Annotated in this window: 14 protein-coding genes; 8 read left to right on the forward strand and 6 right to left on the reverse strand. The window is 62.2% G+C overall.

Going from position 1 to position 15,723, the window contains the following annotated elements:
* Positions 1-6 precede the first annotated feature (6 nt).
* Complete coding sequence (locus AC1VVM_RS17270; RefSeq protein WP_482906576.1) at positions 7-1,536, reverse strand: ArnT family glycosyltransferase; 1,530 nt, start codon at positions 1,534-1,536, stop codon at positions 7-9.
* Between the two features lie 129 nt (positions 1,537-1,665).
* Positions 1,666-2,256: a lipid-binding SYLF domain-containing protein gene (locus tag AC1VVM_RS17275; RefSeq protein WP_482956966.1), complete on the reverse strand. Its 591-nt coding sequence runs from the start codon at positions 2,254-2,256 to the stop codon at positions 1,666-1,668.
* 310 nt (positions 2,257-2,566) lie between these two features.
* Between AC1VVM_RS17275 and pyrC the strand changes: the two genes are divergently transcribed.
* From pyrC to AC1VVM_RS17300, 5 genes are all read left to right on the forward strand, one after another.
* Complete coding sequence (gene pyrC / locus AC1VVM_RS17280; protein ID WP_482956967.1) at positions 2,567-3,604, forward strand: dihydroorotase; 1,038 nt, start codon at positions 2,567-2,569, stop codon at positions 3,602-3,604.
* Between the two features lie 278 nt (positions 3,605-3,882).
* Positions 3,883-4,821, forward strand: a complete 939-nt coding sequence (locus tag AC1VVM_RS17285; RefSeq protein ID WP_482906579.1) for an endonuclease/exonuclease/phosphatase family protein — start codon at positions 3,883-3,885, stop codon at positions 4,819-4,821.
* Between the two features lie 100 nt (positions 4,822-4,921).
* Entirely contained in the window at positions 4,922-6,334 is a 1,413-nt protein-coding gene (locus AC1VVM_RS17290) for a metal-dependent hydrolase family protein (RefSeq protein WP_482906580.1), read from the forward strand.
* A 62-nt stretch (positions 6,335-6,396) separates the two neighbouring features.
* Entirely contained in the window at positions 6,397-7,017 is a 621-nt protein-coding gene (locus AC1VVM_RS17295; protein ID WP_482906581.1) for a beta/gamma crystallin-related protein, read from the forward strand.
* A gap of 150 nt (positions 7,018-7,167) precedes the next feature.
* Positions 7,168-7,968, forward strand: a complete 801-nt coding sequence (locus AC1VVM_RS17300) for a S1/P1 nuclease (RefSeq protein ID WP_482906582.1) — start codon at positions 7,168-7,170, stop codon at positions 7,966-7,968.
* 18 nt (positions 7,969-7,986) lie between these two features.
* Here AC1VVM_RS17300 and tenA read toward each other — a convergent pair whose 3' ends face one another.
* Positions 7,987-8,649: a thiaminase II gene (gene tenA / locus AC1VVM_RS17305; RefSeq protein WP_482906583.1), complete on the reverse strand. Its 663-nt coding sequence runs from the start codon at positions 8,647-8,649 to the stop codon at positions 7,987-7,989.
* Positions 8,650-8,765: 116 nt separating this feature from the next.
* Positions 8,766-9,278, reverse strand: coding sequence for a DUF6491 family protein (locus AC1VVM_RS17310; protein WP_482906584.1), 513 nt, complete (start codon positions 9,276-9,278; stop codon positions 8,766-8,768).
* A 153-nt stretch (positions 9,279-9,431) separates the two neighbouring features.
* Here AC1VVM_RS17310 and AC1VVM_RS17315 point away from each other — a divergent pair, with 153 nt between their 5' ends.
* The 3 genes from AC1VVM_RS17315 (at position 9,432) to AC1VVM_RS17325 (ending at position 13,012) form a co-directional block, all read left to right on the forward strand.
* Positions 9,432-10,310 (forward strand): exonuclease domain-containing protein, encoded by an 879-nt coding sequence (locus tag AC1VVM_RS17315; protein ID WP_482906585.1) that lies wholly within the window; start codon positions 9,432-9,434, stop codon positions 10,308-10,310.
* A 143-nt stretch (positions 10,311-10,453) separates the two neighbouring features.
* Positions 10,454-10,804: a UrcA family protein gene (locus AC1VVM_RS17320; protein ID WP_482906586.1), complete on the forward strand. Its 351-nt coding sequence runs from the start codon at positions 10,454-10,456 to the stop codon at positions 10,802-10,804.
* Between the two features lie 273 nt (positions 10,805-11,077).
* A complete protein-coding gene (locus AC1VVM_RS17325) occupies positions 11,078-13,012 on the forward strand; it encodes an AfsR/SARP family transcriptional regulator (RefSeq protein WP_482906587.1) in 1,935 nt (644 codons plus the stop codon).
* Here AC1VVM_RS17325 and AC1VVM_RS17330 read toward each other — a convergent pair.
* Positions 12,972-14,867, reverse strand: a complete 1,896-nt coding sequence (locus AC1VVM_RS17330; protein ID WP_482906588.1) for a YcaO-like family protein — start codon at positions 14,865-14,867, stop codon at positions 12,972-12,974. The genes AC1VVM_RS17325 and AC1VVM_RS17330 overlap by 41 nt on opposite strands.
* A complete protein-coding gene (locus AC1VVM_RS17335) occupies positions 14,864-15,151 on the reverse strand; it encodes a hypothetical protein (protein WP_482906589.1) in 288 nt (95 codons plus the stop codon). The genes AC1VVM_RS17330 and AC1VVM_RS17335 overlap by 4 nt, the downstream gene beginning before the upstream one ends.
* Positions 15,152-15,723 lie beyond the last annotated feature (572 nt).

Raw genomic sequence — 15,723 nt, forward strand, 5'->3', positions numbered from 1 at the left:
GGTCGTTCAGCTGAAGTTCTTGAGCTGAGGCCAGAGATCGATCAGCGCCGGTTTCACGCCCTGGCACAGGGCGATCACATTGCCGTTCTCGTAAGCCATGGCGTAAGGCGACCATGTCGTGCCGAGCTGAGTGACCCGGTGGCAATAGGGCATCAGCCCGGCGAGGTCGTGCTGGATCACCAGCAGGTCGCGCGGATTTTGTCCGCGCAGGCCCCACATGAAATACTGATTATGCCCGCTAAGCGCGGGAGGAAGCTGCTTACCGTAGAGATCAAGGGCAGCAGCCTCGCCGTAATTCTCGACCTTGATGCCGGTCATCGCGCGGTCTTGGGCGGGGATGCGGTTCCATGCCGTCTCGACCTGACGGGTGAAATCGTGCCAGCCCAATTGGTCGGCGAACGACTGGGGCAGCACGGTGCCCTTGAAGCTACGCTCCTGCTGCTGCGGTGCAATGCCGATCCGAGTTATATAGGCCACGAGCGCAGGCGGAGAGAGGATCGGTAGAGCCATCGGCGCGGCGAGCGCGGAAAACACTACCGCTGCGCCGATACCGACACCCGCCATAGCTTTGCCGGGCATTCGACGCGCCAGCGGCGCCAGCGCGACCGCTCCGATCACGAAAAGCGTCGGAAAGAGCGGTGCGAGATAGTAATCCTTGCCTTGCCCCAGCCGGACGATGATGACCACGACCAAGGCCGCGATCACAAGGAAGCGCAGATCCCTGAGGCGCTGGGCGAGGAACGGCGCAAGGAGCCCGGCGGTCCACAGCGGCGCGAAGGCCGGGTTCATGACCAGGACCTGATTGCCGAGGAACGGCAGCAGCGCCACGTCCGCGTTCTTGGCCTTCGCGGCCTCACCGAGTTCGAGGAACGGGAAGCCGTGAACAAGTTGCCACACGAACGAAGGCAGCGCGATCAACGCGGCCAGGACTGCCCCTTTCAAAAAGGCGGGGCGTAGGAAAAGCCGGCGTTCGGGCGTCAGCAGCAGGCCGATCGTCAGCCCGACCATCCAGAACATCATCGCGTACTTGATCTGGAGTGCCAGTCCCGCCACCAGTCCGGCGAACAGCAGCGCGCGCTCGTCTCCACCGCGAAGCGCTTTCGTCAGCAGGAAGGCAACGGCGGTCCAGGTCAATGGGTCGAACGTCGAGGTGTTGAGCGTTGCCGCCAGCCCCATCAGCATCGGAGCAATCGCGCAAGCGAGCGCGGCAAATGCCATGGCGAGCCCGTTTCCACCGAGCAGGTGGACGAAGCGCACGGCCAGCCACACCAGCATCCCTGCGGCGATCGCGGCAGGCAGGCGCACGCCCCACGCTGCATGCGTGAGTCCGTACAGCGCTGCAGCCATCAGCGGTACGGCCGGTGGCTGGTCGACATAGCCGAAGGCGGGGTGCTGGCCGCAGACGATGAAGTAAAGCTCGTCACGGAAGAGATCGTAGCGCGCGCCTAAGACCGCATGGATGACGAAGACGATCAGCGCGGGTCCCAGCGCGACAAGGTCGAGCCTCGGTTGGGTACGTTCGCCTGCATTCGTCATGTGATCGCCATCGCCGCTTGTTTGTCATCCTGCCTGAATTACATAGGTAATCCAGGCAGGATGTGTCGAGACGATGGCAGAAATCTCCGCCCGGGAATGCCGGTGTGCGATTTACAGCGAGCCTGTCGCTTACTTCGGATGGATTTCCTTGATCCTGCTGCCCTTCAGGCTGACGCCTGCCATCAGCCCCTTCTGGCTGAAGGCGAATGCATAGATGGCCTTGTTCAGGTTGGCCGTATCGAGCGATGCTTCCGCACCCTGATCGATGAACGCCACGCTGGCGTCTGAACCTGCATCCCAGCTCGTGCCGTTGAGCGTGTCGGCCAGCTTTTTCTCACTCATGAAAAAGAGCGCGTAGCCATACCCTTGCGCCCCGGCCTGCAAACCGAACGATGCGCTCGAGATGTTGAAGAACCGCGTGGCCTTGCCGTTCACGAACAGCGTGCCGTCACCGGACGAACCCGCGATGACCAGGCCGCCCTTGATAATGTGGGGAAAGACCAGGATGCCCTTGGCTCGCTTGCCGACTGCTGCGGCCTTGGGGTTGGAAGCATAGAGCTGCTTCAGCGCGCCCCGCGATTTCGCTTCGATTTCCGCCGCAGGCGGAGAAGCGCTTACCTGGGTCGGAACAGCTAGCGACAATACCGCAGCCGCAATGCCGCCGACAGCCAGACGACGCGTGACTTGCAGACGATCTATCCTCATCGCACGACCTTTCATAGAACCGGTGAAGGTGACATTGGGCCTTCGCCGCGCGTAAACTCCCGAGGTGGCGGCGTCTGGAAGGCTGAGACGGGCACGTTACCCGCCGACCCGAAGGATTCCATCAGGGTAAACACTGAGATATCGAAAGAATCCCTCGCTAGCATGTTCGCCAATCGGCGGCCTTGCCTACCTCGTTTGTGCGTTTGCGACACAGCTGTCGGGATAACCGGACTGCAGGATGACTGGTGGCTGTTCGGCCGCTGCGTGTCGATCGATGCCGCCGGAGCCATCGACGACTCGCATCTTGGCGGTTAAAGCGGCCGGCATGACATCACAGATCACGATCCGCCGCCCCGACGATTGGCATGTGCATCTCCGCGATGGCGAGATGCTGAAAGCCGTCGTCGGCTACACCGCAGACCAGTTCGCGCGCGCTATCGTCATGCCGAACCTGACGCCGCCCGTGGTCACCGTGGCTGCGGCGCAGGCCTATCGGGAACGCATTCTGGCCGCTCTGCCTGCGGGTTCGGATTTCACGCCGTTGATGACCTGCTATCTGACCGACGATGCCGATCCGGCGGAAATCGAGCGCGGGTTCGAGCAGGGCGTGTTCGCCGCCTGCAAGCTCTATCCGGCCAATGCCACCACCAATTCCGCGCATGGCGTCACCGATGTACGCAAGCTGACCCGCGTGCTGGAGACCATGCAGCGGATCGGCATGCCGCTGCTGATCCATGGCGAAGTGACGGATCGCGAAGTCGACATTTTCGACCGCGAGGCCGTTTACATCGAGCGCATTCTCACGCCGCTGGTGCGCGATTTCCCGGGCCTCAAGATCGTGCTCGAACACATCACGACGGCCGATGCGGTCGATTTCGTTGTCGGCAGCGGGCCGCAGATCGGTGCGACGATCACGCCGCAGCACATGATTATCAACCGCAACGCGATTTTCGACGGCGGCATTCGCCCGCATGCCTACTGCCTGCCGGTGGCGAAGCGCGAACAACACCGGCTCGCGGTACGCAAGGCGGCGGTGTCCGGCTCGCCGAAGTTCTTCCTCGGCACCGATACCGCGCCGCACACGGTGGGCCGCAAGGAAGCTGCCTGCGGATGCGCGGGCATCTTCAACGCACCGTACGCTCTGGAAAGCTACGCCCAGGTGTTCGACGAGGAAGGCGTGCTCGACCGCTTGGAAGGTTTCGCTTCCGTGCATGGCCCCAATTTCTACGGCCTGCCCCTGAACGAGGGCACCGTGACCTTGCGGCGCGAGGACGTGGTCGTACCGGCGGCGATCACGCACGGAGAGATCAGCGTGGTTCCGTTCCATGCCGGTGAAACGATGCGCTGGCGCTTCGTTCGCTAAGTATTGAAGCCAAGACGACGGTCGTGTTGCTTTGTCGCAACGTGACCGTCGTCTTGGAGTACGCCTCCAGTCATTGAGACAAGATATCGCTTGCGCCGGTTGGGGCGCGCGGTGATAAGTAAGTCACTGTGAGGTTGTGTATTCCACCATTAGGTGCCGCACTCCTACTATCAGGATGCGCAAGCCTGCCTGCGGAACGTTCGGCCGATTGCGCGGCCGCTACGGGGCCCGCAATCACATATTCGGCGGATGGCACAACAGCCATTACGCACATCGATGTGCTCACGTACAATATTGAGGGCCTGCCCTGGCCGGCGCGTCAGAACCGGGCGCCTTACCTGCGCGAGATCGGCAAGCGTCTGGCCGCGTTCCGCGCGCAGCATAACGGACCCGACATCATCGTGTTTCAGGAAGTCTTCAGCGGCTCCGCTGCCAAGGCGGTGGTGGATACGGGCTATACCGACCTGACCGTCGGCCCGCACGCCAGCACGCGGCAGGCGCCCAATGTGCAAGGACCGCTGCCGGGCAGGCGAAATATTTTTCGCGGCGAAATTGCAGAGAATTTCACATCGAGCGGTCTTGTGATCGCGACCGATTACCCGGTCGTGCTTTCAGCGGCCCGGCCCTATGCAAGGGGCAGTTGCGCTGGGTTTGACTGCCTGTCCAACAAAGGCGCGCTTATGGCAGAGATCGCTATACCGGGCGTTCCCGGAAGGATCGATGTCTTCAACACCCATATGCAGGCGCAGCGCGCGTCGGGCGTATCGGTGGAGCGCCACGCGGCCGCCCACGAGCGGCAGACCAACGAACTGTCCGATTTCGCGAGCACGACCGGAGACTTGTCGAGCCCCACGATCATCGCCGGGGACTTCAACATGCGGAACTCCGACGTTCGCTTCGAGCATTTCTCACGGCAGTTCCCGTTACAGAACGTCCACCAGTTCTGCATCGAGAAGCCCGACCAGTGCGAGGTTCTTGAGCATTGGGAGCACGCCGATCAGTGGCGGCGCGTACAGGACAAGCAGTATTTTTCGTCGGGAGCGGTCGTGAAGATACGCCCCATACGCGCCGAAGGCATGTTCGATGGCGGGCCGAGCGGGCCGGTCCTTTCCGACCATAACGGTTTTCGGGTCGTGTACGAACTCAGCTGGCCGGTGAACGGTTTGCAGACCGCTTCGGCCTGCGCTGCGCCCACCAGTGCATCTTTGAACAAATAGGCGAATGGACGCAGGCCTTCGTCATCTGTGAGCGATTTTTCAGGGTTTCGATTTCGACGCGATAGCCGGGTAGGCGGCGGTGTCAGGAGGAGGAAATGCCATGAGGTCATGCACATGGTTGAAGAAGGTTCTGGGCGCGCCGGATTCGCGCGTCGTCGGTCGTTTCTGGCCGGCGGCGCTGCTGGCGTCTCTGCTTGCGATGCTTTCAGTTCCCGCCATGGCCCAACAGGCTCCTGCCGAGGCAGGACCTCAGGCGACTCTGTTCCAGAATGTCCGCATTTTTGACGGCAAGAACGCGAACCTTTCGGCGCCCTCTAATGTGCTTGTCCGTGGCAACACGATCGAGCGTATTTCAACGGACGCGATTGCCGCCGACCCGAATACACTGGTTATAGACGGTGGCGGCCGGACCCTGATGCCCGGCCTGATCGACGCGCATTGGCATGCGATGTTCATCCGCCCGACCCCGGCCGAATTGCTTACCGGAAACGAGGGCTATCTCAACCTGATCGCAGGGGATGAAGCGAAAGACACGCTGCTGCGCGGCTTTACGACGGTCCGCGATGTAGGCGGCCCGGTGTTCGGCCTCAAGCAGGCGATCGATGCCGGGTTTGCGGTCGGTCCGCGCATCTACCCGGCCGGTGCGATGATTACCGTCACCAGCGGCCATGGCGATTTCCGGCAGCTCTCGGACCTGCCGCGCCAGATCGGCGGCCCGCTCACGCGCGGAGAGCAGATGGGCGGCTATGCCATTGCCGACAGCCCCGATGAAGTGCGCGTGCGTGTCCGCGAGCAGTTGATGCAGGGCGCCTCGCAGATCAAGCTCACCGCCGGGGGCGGCGTCTCCTCCCCATTCAGCCCGATCGATGTGGTGACCTTTACCGTGCCGGAGCTGCAAGCGGCAGTGGAAGCCGCGCATAACTGGGGCACGTACGTTACCGTGCACGCCTTTACCCCGGCAGCGATCGAGTCGGCCATTGCCGCGGGCGTGACCTGCATCGAACACGGCTTTCTGATGACCGAGGCCGATGCCAAGCTGATCGCCCAGAAGGGCATCTGGCTCAGCCTGCAACCGCTACCCGATGAAATGCGCACCGGAATGCCGGTGGGTTCGGTTCAGCGGGAAAAGGCGGACGAAGTCTTCCCCGGCATCTCGCGCACATATGAGTATGCCAAGAAGTACAAGATCAAGACGGCATTTGGCACCGACGTCCTGTTCTCGCGCGCATTGGCGCAGCAGCAGGGCGCCATTCTGGCCTCTCTGGCCCGCTGGTACACGCCTGCCGAGGCGCTGATCATGGCAACTTCCACCAACGCCGAACTGCTGAAGCTCTCGGGTAAACGCGCGCCTTACGCGGGCACGCTGGGCGTCGTTGAAACCGGGGCGCTGGCGGATCTTCTGCTGGTGGACGGCAACCCGCTCCAGAACCTCAATCTGGTAGCCGATCCGGCCAGGAATTTCGTGGTCATCATGAAGGACGGAAAGGTCTACAAGAACACTCTGTCACGATAATCGAAGCGATGGGGCATTCAGCGCGAATGCCCCATGTTCAAGGCAATGGCAGGAGGACGGCGATGCGCATCATCGTTAGTGCCGCACTTGCGGCGGCATTCATGTTTCCCGGGCTTGCGGCTAGTCAGGAGCCGCCCACAGCGACGCAGCAGGAGGCCGCTCCGGCTGTGCAGCCGGAGGAGCGGCGTCCGGCACCACCCGGAGCCAATGTGCTTGAGGCGATCGTTCATCGCGACACACTGTTCAACGGCCCCTTCGTGTCGGTGACCAATGCCCAGCCCAATCTGAATCTGGGATGGGACGCGCGCTCGATCAGGGTGCGAAGCGGTGAGTGGCAGATCTGCACGGCCCGCAACTACGCCGGCCGCTGCACCACGATCACGCGGGACCAGCCCACACTCAATCCGCAGTTCCGGACGATACTGTCGATGCGTCCGACCGGTGGTTTCGGGACGGGCGTGGGTCAATCCTTGCGCGGGGCGTCGGCGGAATTCTTCCCCGCGCCGCTGCGCGATGGCCAACGCATCCAGTGCGAGGGCGGTTCCAACTCCAACTGTGCCCGGCAGGCGGCGAACCAGTTCTGCCGCTCCGTGGGCTGGGTAGTGGCGCGCACGCAGACGACAGAGACGGTTTCCGGCCGGGTCTATGTCGCCGATGTCCTGTGCGCGCGCTCCATCACCTGAGCGGTCAGGCCGATTTCCGCCGGGACGCGATCCTGGTTTCGGCGGAATGCGGTTGTTGGAGAATGATTTGATCCGGCAGTGCCGGGAAGCCGTGGGAAAGGTACTCACGCCCCTCTTTGCGAGGCCCGATTGCGCCTGTATGGAATTCGCATGCGCTTTCTGACCCTTACAGCTCTCTCGCTCGCCATTGCATCCCCGGCTCAGGCATGGGGGCCGATCGGACACCGGATTACCGGTGCCATTGCCGATGAAAACCTAAGCGGCGTGGCCCGTGCCAATGTCCGCTTGCTGCTGGGGGAGGAAGACCTTGCCGAAGCGGCGACATGGCCGGACGACATGAAGTCCGATCCCGCCGAATTCTGGCAGAAGAAAGCCAGCCCGTGGCACTATGTGACTGTGCATGGCGACCGCTATGCCGCTTCGGACGCTCCGCCCGAGGGTGATGCGATGACGGCTTTGGCGCGTTTCACCGCGACTCTGCGCGATCCGAATGCTTCGCTCGATGACAAGCGCACGGCCTTGCGCTTCATCGTTCACATCATTGGCGATCTGCATCAGCCGCTGCATGCCGGCGGCGGGGACGACCGCGGCGGCAACACCGTTTCGGTAACGTGGTTCGGAACGCCGAGCAACTTGCACTCGGTCTGGGATTCCGGGCTGATCGAGCACCGCTCGCTATCCTATTCCGAATATGCCCATTGGCTGTCGCGCTCGATTACGCCCGAACAGGTTATCGCCTGGAATCAGCGTGATCCGGCGGTCTGGATTGCCGAGAGCGTTGCCCTGCGCAAGACGATCTACCCCGCGAATCCCAGCCTTTCTTGGGACTATGCCTATCAGCATCGCGGCGAGATCGACGACCGGCTCAAGCACGCGGGCGTACGCATTGCGGCTTACCTGAACTGGGCTTTCGAGAACCCCGAACCGGCGGCGGCAGCGAAGAAAAGGTAATCGCCAGCCGCTCCGGCGCTAGATCGGCCAGGTTGCGCGGCGATAGGCGGAATCCCAAAACATCCATTCGTAGCGCGCGGCGTTGCGGAAGGCTGTCGCCATCGCCTTTCGCGTCGCCGGGGTGGCGTTTTCCGCAGCCTCGTCCACCAGCATGCGCACACGGTCGGTCGCTTCGCCGAAAGAGGGCGCCGCATAAGTGTCGATCCACGCGGCATAGGGATTGGGCGAGGCCGCGCTGGGCTTCACGTCGCAGCCGACTTCCCAATAGACCCAGAAGCAGGGCAGGATTCCGGCGATCAGTTCCTCATAGCTTCGCGTGGCGGCCAGCGCGCTGAGGTAGCTGGTATAGGCGAGGCACGCGGGCGTGGGCTCGCTTTCGTGCGCCATTTCGGCAGTCACGCCGAACTGCGCGAAGAACGCCTGATGCAGCGCTTCTTCGACCTGCACGGCGACCTTGGCGCCGTCCGAGAATTCCAGGCGCCCCGCCGCCGTCGGCGCGCGCGCAGCGGCAAGCGCGAGCGCGCGGGCATATTCCGCAAGATAGAGGCTGTCCTGCACGATGTAGTGGCGGAAGCTCTCCGCCTCCAGTGTACCGGCCGCGAGTTCGGTCAGGAAGGGATGTTCGAGAATGGTCCGGCGCAGCGGGGCGATTTCCGCCCAGATCGTATCGCAGAAGCTCATCGCGCGGGTTCCTTCGCAAGCGGTGGTGGGACTGGTAGAGCCCTCCGCGCTTAGGAAGTCGATGAAAAGGCGTCAATCGGCCCTCACCGGGAGAGGGCCGATTGGGGGAAGCCGGGTCAGGGCCGCTCGCGGCCTGGAAGTGCGGCCACTTCTTCGGGTGTCAGTGCCGTGATCGTCTGCACGGGGCAGCGCTGTTGCCCCCGCCCGGCCGTTCCGCGCGTCACGACCGAGGTCCCAAGGCCCGAGCCTACGCAGATCGTGGAGCTTCCGGTCGTCATCAGGCCCATCCGCTCATTCCAGTTGATATTGGGGCAACTGCCCAGCAGATCGAGGCGGTAGACATCGCGTCCGGCGCGGATATTGACCGTTGTCGCATTGACGGCCCGGAAATTACGCACATCCGATGGCCAGAAACATCGGCGGGGTTCTCGCGATGCGGTAGTGTTGCTGTGATCGGTGCCTGCACATGCCGTTATCGTCAGCAGAACGACTGCCGTTGAGATCAGAACTGTAGCTTTTCCCATCACTACTCTCCTCTGGGGCTTGTGCTTATTTCTCTCTCCGAAATTCCAGATGACTGCGGACATCACGCTGTCCGGGGCGGAAGGACCGTGAGCGGACAGGGCCATTGGCAAGACGACACCGCCTCTACGCCGCGTTTCACATGATTATCATGACAGGCGAGCATTTTATACGGGGCAGATCGACGAAATCGGCCCGTATGGGGCCGCCTATGGCAAGGCGGCCTCGCCCAGTCGGGACCGCCTTGCTATAGGCGGCGCATGCTCTCGTTGAATCCCGTGAATACGCCGCCCACCGCACTTGCTTCCGACGCGCCCGATTTCGTCGTCGTTGACGTAGAGACCGCATGCTCGCGGGTCAGCAGCATCTGTCAGATCGGGATCGTTGGCTTCAAGGGCGGCCAGGAAGTCTTCGCCTACGAAACGCTCGTGGATCCGCGTGACGAGTTCTCTCCGTTTAACGTGGGCATCCACGGGATCACGGCGCGGCATGTTGTCGGCGCGCCTTCCTATGGCGAGATCCACGAGGCGGTCGATGCCTATCTGAGCGGGCGGATCACGGTTGCCCATTCATGGTTCGACAAGGGCGCACTTGGCGCGGCCTGCCGCGTTAGCGAGCGCCCCACCATCGAAACACGCTGGCTGGACAGCGTTTCGGTGGCCAAACGGGCCTGGCCGCAATTGCCGAGCCATCGCCTTAACGTCCTCGCCAGCTTCCTCGGCATCGAGCATCGACATCACGACGCACTGAGCGATGCCCGTGCGGCGGGCATCGTGATCCTGAGGGCCATCGAGTCGACCGGCGTGGATCTTGAAGGCTGGATGACCAAGCCGCAGCGTGTGCGGGGCAAAGCACCTGCCCCCGCTGCTTCGGGGCCGCTTTCCGGAGCGCGCCTTGCCGTGCTGGGCGAGGCGCGGGACGGCCCGCTGGCGCAGTGGGCGGCGCAAGCCGGCGCGCGCGTTGTCAGCACGGTGGGCATGACGACCACGATGCTGGTGATCGCAAGCGCGCAGCCGTACGGCCGATGGGTGGATGCCAGCCCACTCCATCGCAAGGCGCAGGAACTGCGCGACGCAGGACGGCCGATCGAGATCGTCACCGAAGAGGCGCTGCGCGCCCGGATCGCGAAGTCAGCCTAAAACGGAGCGGTTCTCGCCGCTCATTTCCGCCCCATAGCATTTTTCACGCTTTTTTCACGCGGGCCCGAAGTGGCCGATCACGTGTCCCGTCGCATGACCTCCTCGTCCGGCAGTTTTTTGCCGGACCAGCCTGGAGACGGGAAATGAACACGATCAGATTTAATTCGGTCGGCGCTGCTTTTCTATTGCTGACGATCGCTGCGAATGGCGTTCCGGCGGCCTTGCATGCCCGGGAAGTCGTGCGCACGGAACAGGTTCACTACAGCGATCTCAATCTGGCGACCCTGGAGGGCGTCGCGACGCTTGATCGGCGCCTGAGCCGGGCGGTTCGCAAGGTCTGCGCTGACAACAATTTCCATTCCACATGGGAAGACCGGGGCGGCACGCGTTGCATGCAGGACGCCCAGCGTGAGGTCCGGCGGCAGCGGGATATCGCCATCAACCTTGCGACAAATCCGGCGTCGCAAATCGCACAGGCGTCGGTTGTCCAATAGAAGTCGTATTAGTTGACTGGGTCGAAATAGGCCGGGCGGGCCAAATTAATGGGCGGGGGTGCCGTATTAAGGCACCCCTTGCTTGCTATACGATACTTAAAGAGGCATTTTCCATGACGGCACATACAGGCCATGACTTGAAGGCGGCTGCGGTACGACTTCAGCGGATGGAAACTGCACGTGACTACTTCAGTGGACAACTGCAACGCCGAGATGCAACCGGTTTGCGTAAACCTCTTGGGGGTATTCGCAATCCGGCATCAGGGGGCGAATATGCCGCTGCCCGGGCGGAAGGCACGGGGCATTCTTGCCTATCTGACGCTGGCTCCGGATCGCAGCGCGACGCGGGAAAGCCTGGCATGTCTGTTGTGGACCGATCGGGCGCCCCCGCAAGCCAGGGCAAGCCTTCGGCAGGCGCTGAAGGAACTGCGCGAACTGTCGGGCCTTGGCGAGGCTTTCGCAATGGATCGCGACGCCATTCACCTGGACGAGCGGCGGGTGCAGTCCGATCTCGATTTGATCAGCAAGGCGGCCCACGCGCAGGATCTGGAAGTCCTGGCCACGGTGCTGGCCCATTCGCATGGCGATGTGCTGGAGGACTTTCTGGATATCTCGCCCGGATTCGACGAATGGCTGATGGCCGAGCGCGTCCGGCTGCGCGAGCAGGTACTGGAAGAGGTGCTCGACGCCCTGCGATGCGCGGGCTTGCATGACATGAAGCACGCCCGCGAAATCCTGCGATCGCTCGATCGCCTTGAACCGGCCAACGAAGCCGCAGCCCGGTTGGGCATGCGGCTCGACCATGATATCGGCGATGGCAGCTCGCTCCACCGCCGCTACCGCGAGCTGTGCAATCGGCTCGACAGCGAGTTCGGCGCCCGTCCATCGGCGCGGACGCGCGAACTGTTCCATTCACTGGCCGAAGGTATCTCGCCTTCCCAGGACGCAGTGGGCGGCGGGGGGCGAAGGGCGAATTCGCCCAACATAGCGCTGCGCAGCCGCGACATGATGCCGCTCGTGCTGGTCTCGCCGCTCCGCGCGCAGGGGCAGCAGGACGTGGTGCGGTCATTCGGGGAAGCCTGCGTCGACGAGATCCGCAGCGCCGTCTGCCAGTTTCGCGGCCTCCACGTCCTGGCACTCGACGAAGGCGATGTCGGTTCCGTCGTTGCCGAGGCGGAACATGCTCTGGCCATCTATTCCCTGTCCGGGAACGTGCGGCAGATCGGCTCCGGCTATCAGGCCAGCCTGCAACTTGCCAATGCGGCGAGCCATGTGATCCTCTGGGCCGAAACGATCCGGCTTGCGGCACTGGAAATCGAGGCGATCGATATGCTGGTCGAGAAAGCGAGCGGTGTCGTCCTGCCCGCGATCGACCGCGATCTCGAAAAGCAGCTATGGTCGCATGACGGCGAATTGGCGGAGGAAGGCGCGAAATACACGCGGGCGCGATTGCTGATCCGCCAGTTGGGCGATCTGGAGTCTGTGAAAGCGGCGGTGGCTTTGTTGGAAGAGCTGGTCGAGGAGGATCCGGCCCATATCGCCGCCCGGCTGCTGCTGGTTCGCATGTACAACACCGATTTCTGGCAGCAGGTCTGCGGCCATGACGTTCAGGCTTTCAGGGAGGCGTCCGAACGGCATCTGCGGGAGGCGGTCAAGCTGCAACCCGGGCACTGCGAAGTGCGGCTGCGTCAGGCGTGGTGCGAGCTTCGCAAAGGCAATGTCGCGCATGCCGAACGCGAATTCAAGGCCGCGCTGGCCGCATTGCCGAACGATCCGGACATGGTGAACATGTGCGCGTTCGGCATGTGCCATCTCGGCCTTTTCGAGGTGGCGGAGGACCTGATGCAGCGGGCGTTCCGGCAGAATCCGTTTCCGCCCAGCGATTATCATGCCGATTACGCGGTCCTCGCGGCGCTGCGGGGATTTGCCGAGGATGCGGAGGCGCATTTCTCCATATCGGGCGAAATGGGGCTGCAATACACCGCCGTCCGCATGGCGAATGCCGCAAGGCTGGACGATAGCGACGGCCTGATGGCGGAAATCGAAGAGCGCTTCAGGGGCGCCTTCCTGCGTGCATGGCAACAGCCGACGAAGCCGCAGTTGGAGGATGTGATGGAATGGGTGGATTATACGCTGCCGCTCAATCCCATCGAACATCGCACGTTCATCAAGTCGAACCTTGCGCAAATACTGGCTCCGCGGTGGTGAGGAGCCGTTCGTAATAGAAGGTTAGGGGAGGTTGCGGGCAGGTACTGGCCGCTCTGGGTCTCGGTTTCAGCATTGTTTCGAGGACTCGCTTTGCATCGCGTTTTTTGATCGACGGGCATCGTTCAAGCTGCTCGGCCGAAAACGGGAAATCGTGCCCGGTGCGCTGGACGAAAAGCGAGCGGCAGTGGCGCCAGGTTCGGACGGTGTAATCGGTGGTGCGCACGATGCGCTGCATCATGCGGCGGTCTCCCTCGCCAATGTCGAGGCCTGCCAGTGCGAATTCCGCGTCGACGAGAGCTGTGGTTACGGGAGCGTAGCCAAGCTCGCGGGGGGCATGGCAAATGAGCACGGCGTCGTCGCGCATCAGCATGCCGCTGCGGTAGGCATGGTAGATCTCGCCGATCCCTTCCATGCCAAAGACATCCAGCTCTGCGGCACGGATCGCGCCGAGGCTTGCTCCGCCGATGACGCGCACGCCGGCTGCCAGCAGGCTGAGTATTTCCTTGTGCCAAGTCGTGCGCGCTGTCCGGAAGAAGCCGTCGATCAGCGCCACCGTCGCGGGCGGCTTGTCGAGGAGCGCGGCCAGATCGCCGCAGACGGCGGGCGGGCGGACCTCGATATCGTCGGCAATGTCGAGGCCATATATGCTGGGGCCCGCGAACAGAACGGCGTCGCGATGGCGCGCGCGCAAGATGGTGGGGGCGCGGCGATCCGGCTTATGGGGCTCATTCTCTCTCGCCAGATCCATGAGGCCGGGCGCCAGACAATGCCACAGGCTCAAGCCCTCCACCGGAAGTCGGTGCTTGAACGCGACAACCGGCACGTCGGCAATCGACCGCGCGGTCTGTAGCAGGAATCGCAGGCGGGCAGGGGCTTCCAGCTCTTCGCGGGTGGGGATGTCCTGCCACTGCCGGGAGCCTTCGCCAAACGCGAGGAGTGAAAGCAGGATGGCGAATTCCTGCTGCCTTCCCATCGAATAGGCTTGCGCTTCAAGATCGTCGCGCGCGCCGGCGAACAGGGTCGCGCGCGACTGGACGGCTTCGAGCATGGCCCGTGCGAAGGCGACACGCCTGTCGGGATGACAACCGCTGCCGGCTGAGGGGGCCAGATCGTCGAACTGCCGTTTCGTTTCGGTAATCAGGCACTGGAAGGCGGGGATCCCGAATGCGTCGCCAATACTCCATGCGCGCAGTTGGAAGCCCGCCGCCTGAATGCGCCGTATAAGACGGATAAGAACGGGGTCGTCGATCGTCGCGAGCGCCACTTGCTGCGCACAGCGTTCTCGCGGCGAGAGTGCTTCGACTTGCGCGCAGCAATGGTGCTCCAGCAGTTCGGCCACCCCGGATGCCTGCGCTTCGTCGTCATTGTTTCCGCAAGCGAGGCCATTCGACGTCACCCGAAATTCAAAGCAGTCCTGCGTGAAATCGAGCGACAGAAGATCGAACGGGACTTTGCACGGTGTGTCGTTGAACAGATCCATTCCATCCAGCCAGTAGCGTTCTCGGTGCGAGGCCAGCGACAGGGCTAACTCGTGCCTGTCGCCCGACCACAAGAACTGGTCCGCAGGATCGAGATCAATCAACCGCGACCGGAAGGCTGGCGGCTGTAGATTTTCCGCCGCCCAGAGTTCGACCGCTTCGAGCAGGGCGCCAACAGCGCCAGCCATCGGCGTTACGCCCTTGCCTTGCGAAACGGTAAGCGATTTCGAAAAAGGACGGATTGCCTGAAACACCGGTATGCCCGGCACGGCGAACTGGGACACATCGCCAATGCGCGTAACACCGGCGATGCGGGCGGCCTGTCTCGCCAGGCAAAGGGTCTTGCTTAAGTCTTGAGCACGAGGCTCAAGTGTCATCCGCCGGGCCCGGTCGCGGATTGCGACCGCGCTGATCGCGCAGATTGCATTCCATACATACGCATGGTGACGGGAGCAGTCTCCTTGTCGTCATGGGTAATCGGTGTCGCTTTGAGGGTCAGTGCTTCAAAAAGAGCCTTGATCCCCGCAAGTGCTGACTCGGAAAGCGCATCCTCTGCAATGGAGTATACCGATCCGCACAGCACGTAATGCTGCTTTCCATCCAGATCCATCGCAATAAAGAAATGGTCGGGGATGTCAGTTTGTTTGTCGATTTCAGCCAATGTTACCTCCTCGATTCCCAAGGAGGAGTTATATCATTTTCTGTGTATTCAGAAAATGAATTGATAATTTTATAACGTTGTTAATTTTGATTGTGTTGTTAAGTTTATAATTAATCCATGAATTGATGTAATATAATCGATTGCAGGACTGATTATATCTGTGCTCGAAATGTAGAAAAATTTCGGTCCACAATTTCCGAAGTGATTTTCATGGAATTCGGCAACCTGCCAGAGCTGCAAGCGAAACCTTTTCCTGCCTTTTGAATGGATAATGAGGGCGAAGCGGGTGGCTCGCAGCGACCGGCTATCAACTCTTTCACATCTACCAATGCTTTCGCACGGCCTCTGCAGTCTTGTGAGGGTTGCGTCGGCGCACACCACATTCGTGCGTGTTGTTCATCCCGGCATCGTAGCAAAAGCCAGCCTCGATGTCGTCAATCGCGGTATCGACTTCGGCGCTTTGCCCACGCAATTCGGCGGCCAGTCCTCCAGTGGTGCCGGTTTGAGTGGGACTGGCGCCAATTAAGCCCCTCCGTCGCGAGCGATTATCGGGGCTCAAGGGCTGGCTCGCC

The organism is Novosphingobium sp. BL-S-33 (genome assembly GCF_056857025.1).

Coding starts and splice junctions, on each gene's coding strand:
- AC1VVM_RS17270 (WP_482906576.1), bottom strand. CDS start 1,536: ATGACGAATGCAGGCGAACGTACCCAACCGAGGCTCGACCTTGTCGCG.
- AC1VVM_RS17275 (WP_482956966.1), bottom strand. CDS start 2,256: ATGAAAGGTCGTGCGATGAGGATAGATCGTCTGCAAGTCACGCGTCGT.
- pyrC (WP_482956967.1), top strand. CDS start 2,567: ATGACATCACAGATCACGATCCGCCGCCCCGACGATTGGCATGTGCAT.
- AC1VVM_RS17290 (WP_482906580.1), top strand. CDS start 4,922: ATGAGGTCATGCACATGGTTGAAGAAGGTTCTGGGCGCGCCGGATTCG.
- AC1VVM_RS17295 (WP_482906581.1), top strand. CDS start 6,397: ATGCGCATCATCGTTAGTGCCGCACTTGCGGCGGCATTCATGTTTCCC.
- AC1VVM_RS17300 (WP_482906582.1), top strand. CDS start 7,168: ATGCGCTTTCTGACCCTTACAGCTCTCTCGCTCGCCATTGCATCCCCG.
- tenA (WP_482906583.1), bottom strand. CDS start 8,649: ATGAGCTTCTGCGATACGATCTGGGCGGAAATCGCCCCGCTGCGCCGG.
- AC1VVM_RS17310 (WP_482906584.1), bottom strand. CDS start 9,278: ATGGCCCTGTCCGCTCACGGTCCTTCCGCCCCGGACAGCGTGATGTCC.
- AC1VVM_RS17315 (WP_482906585.1), top strand. CDS start 9,432: ATGCTCTCGTTGAATCCCGTGAATACGCCGCCCACCGCACTTGCTTCC.
- AC1VVM_RS17320 (WP_482906586.1), top strand. CDS start 10,454: ATGAACACGATCAGATTTAATTCGGTCGGCGCTGCTTTTCTATTGCTG.
- AC1VVM_RS17325 (WP_482906587.1), top strand. CDS start 11,078: ATGCCGCTGCCCGGGCGGAAGGCACGGGGCATTCTTGCCTATCTGACG.
- AC1VVM_RS17330 (WP_482906588.1), bottom strand. CDS start 14,867: ATGACACTTGAGCCTCGTGCTCAAGACTTAAGCAAGACCCTTTGCCTG.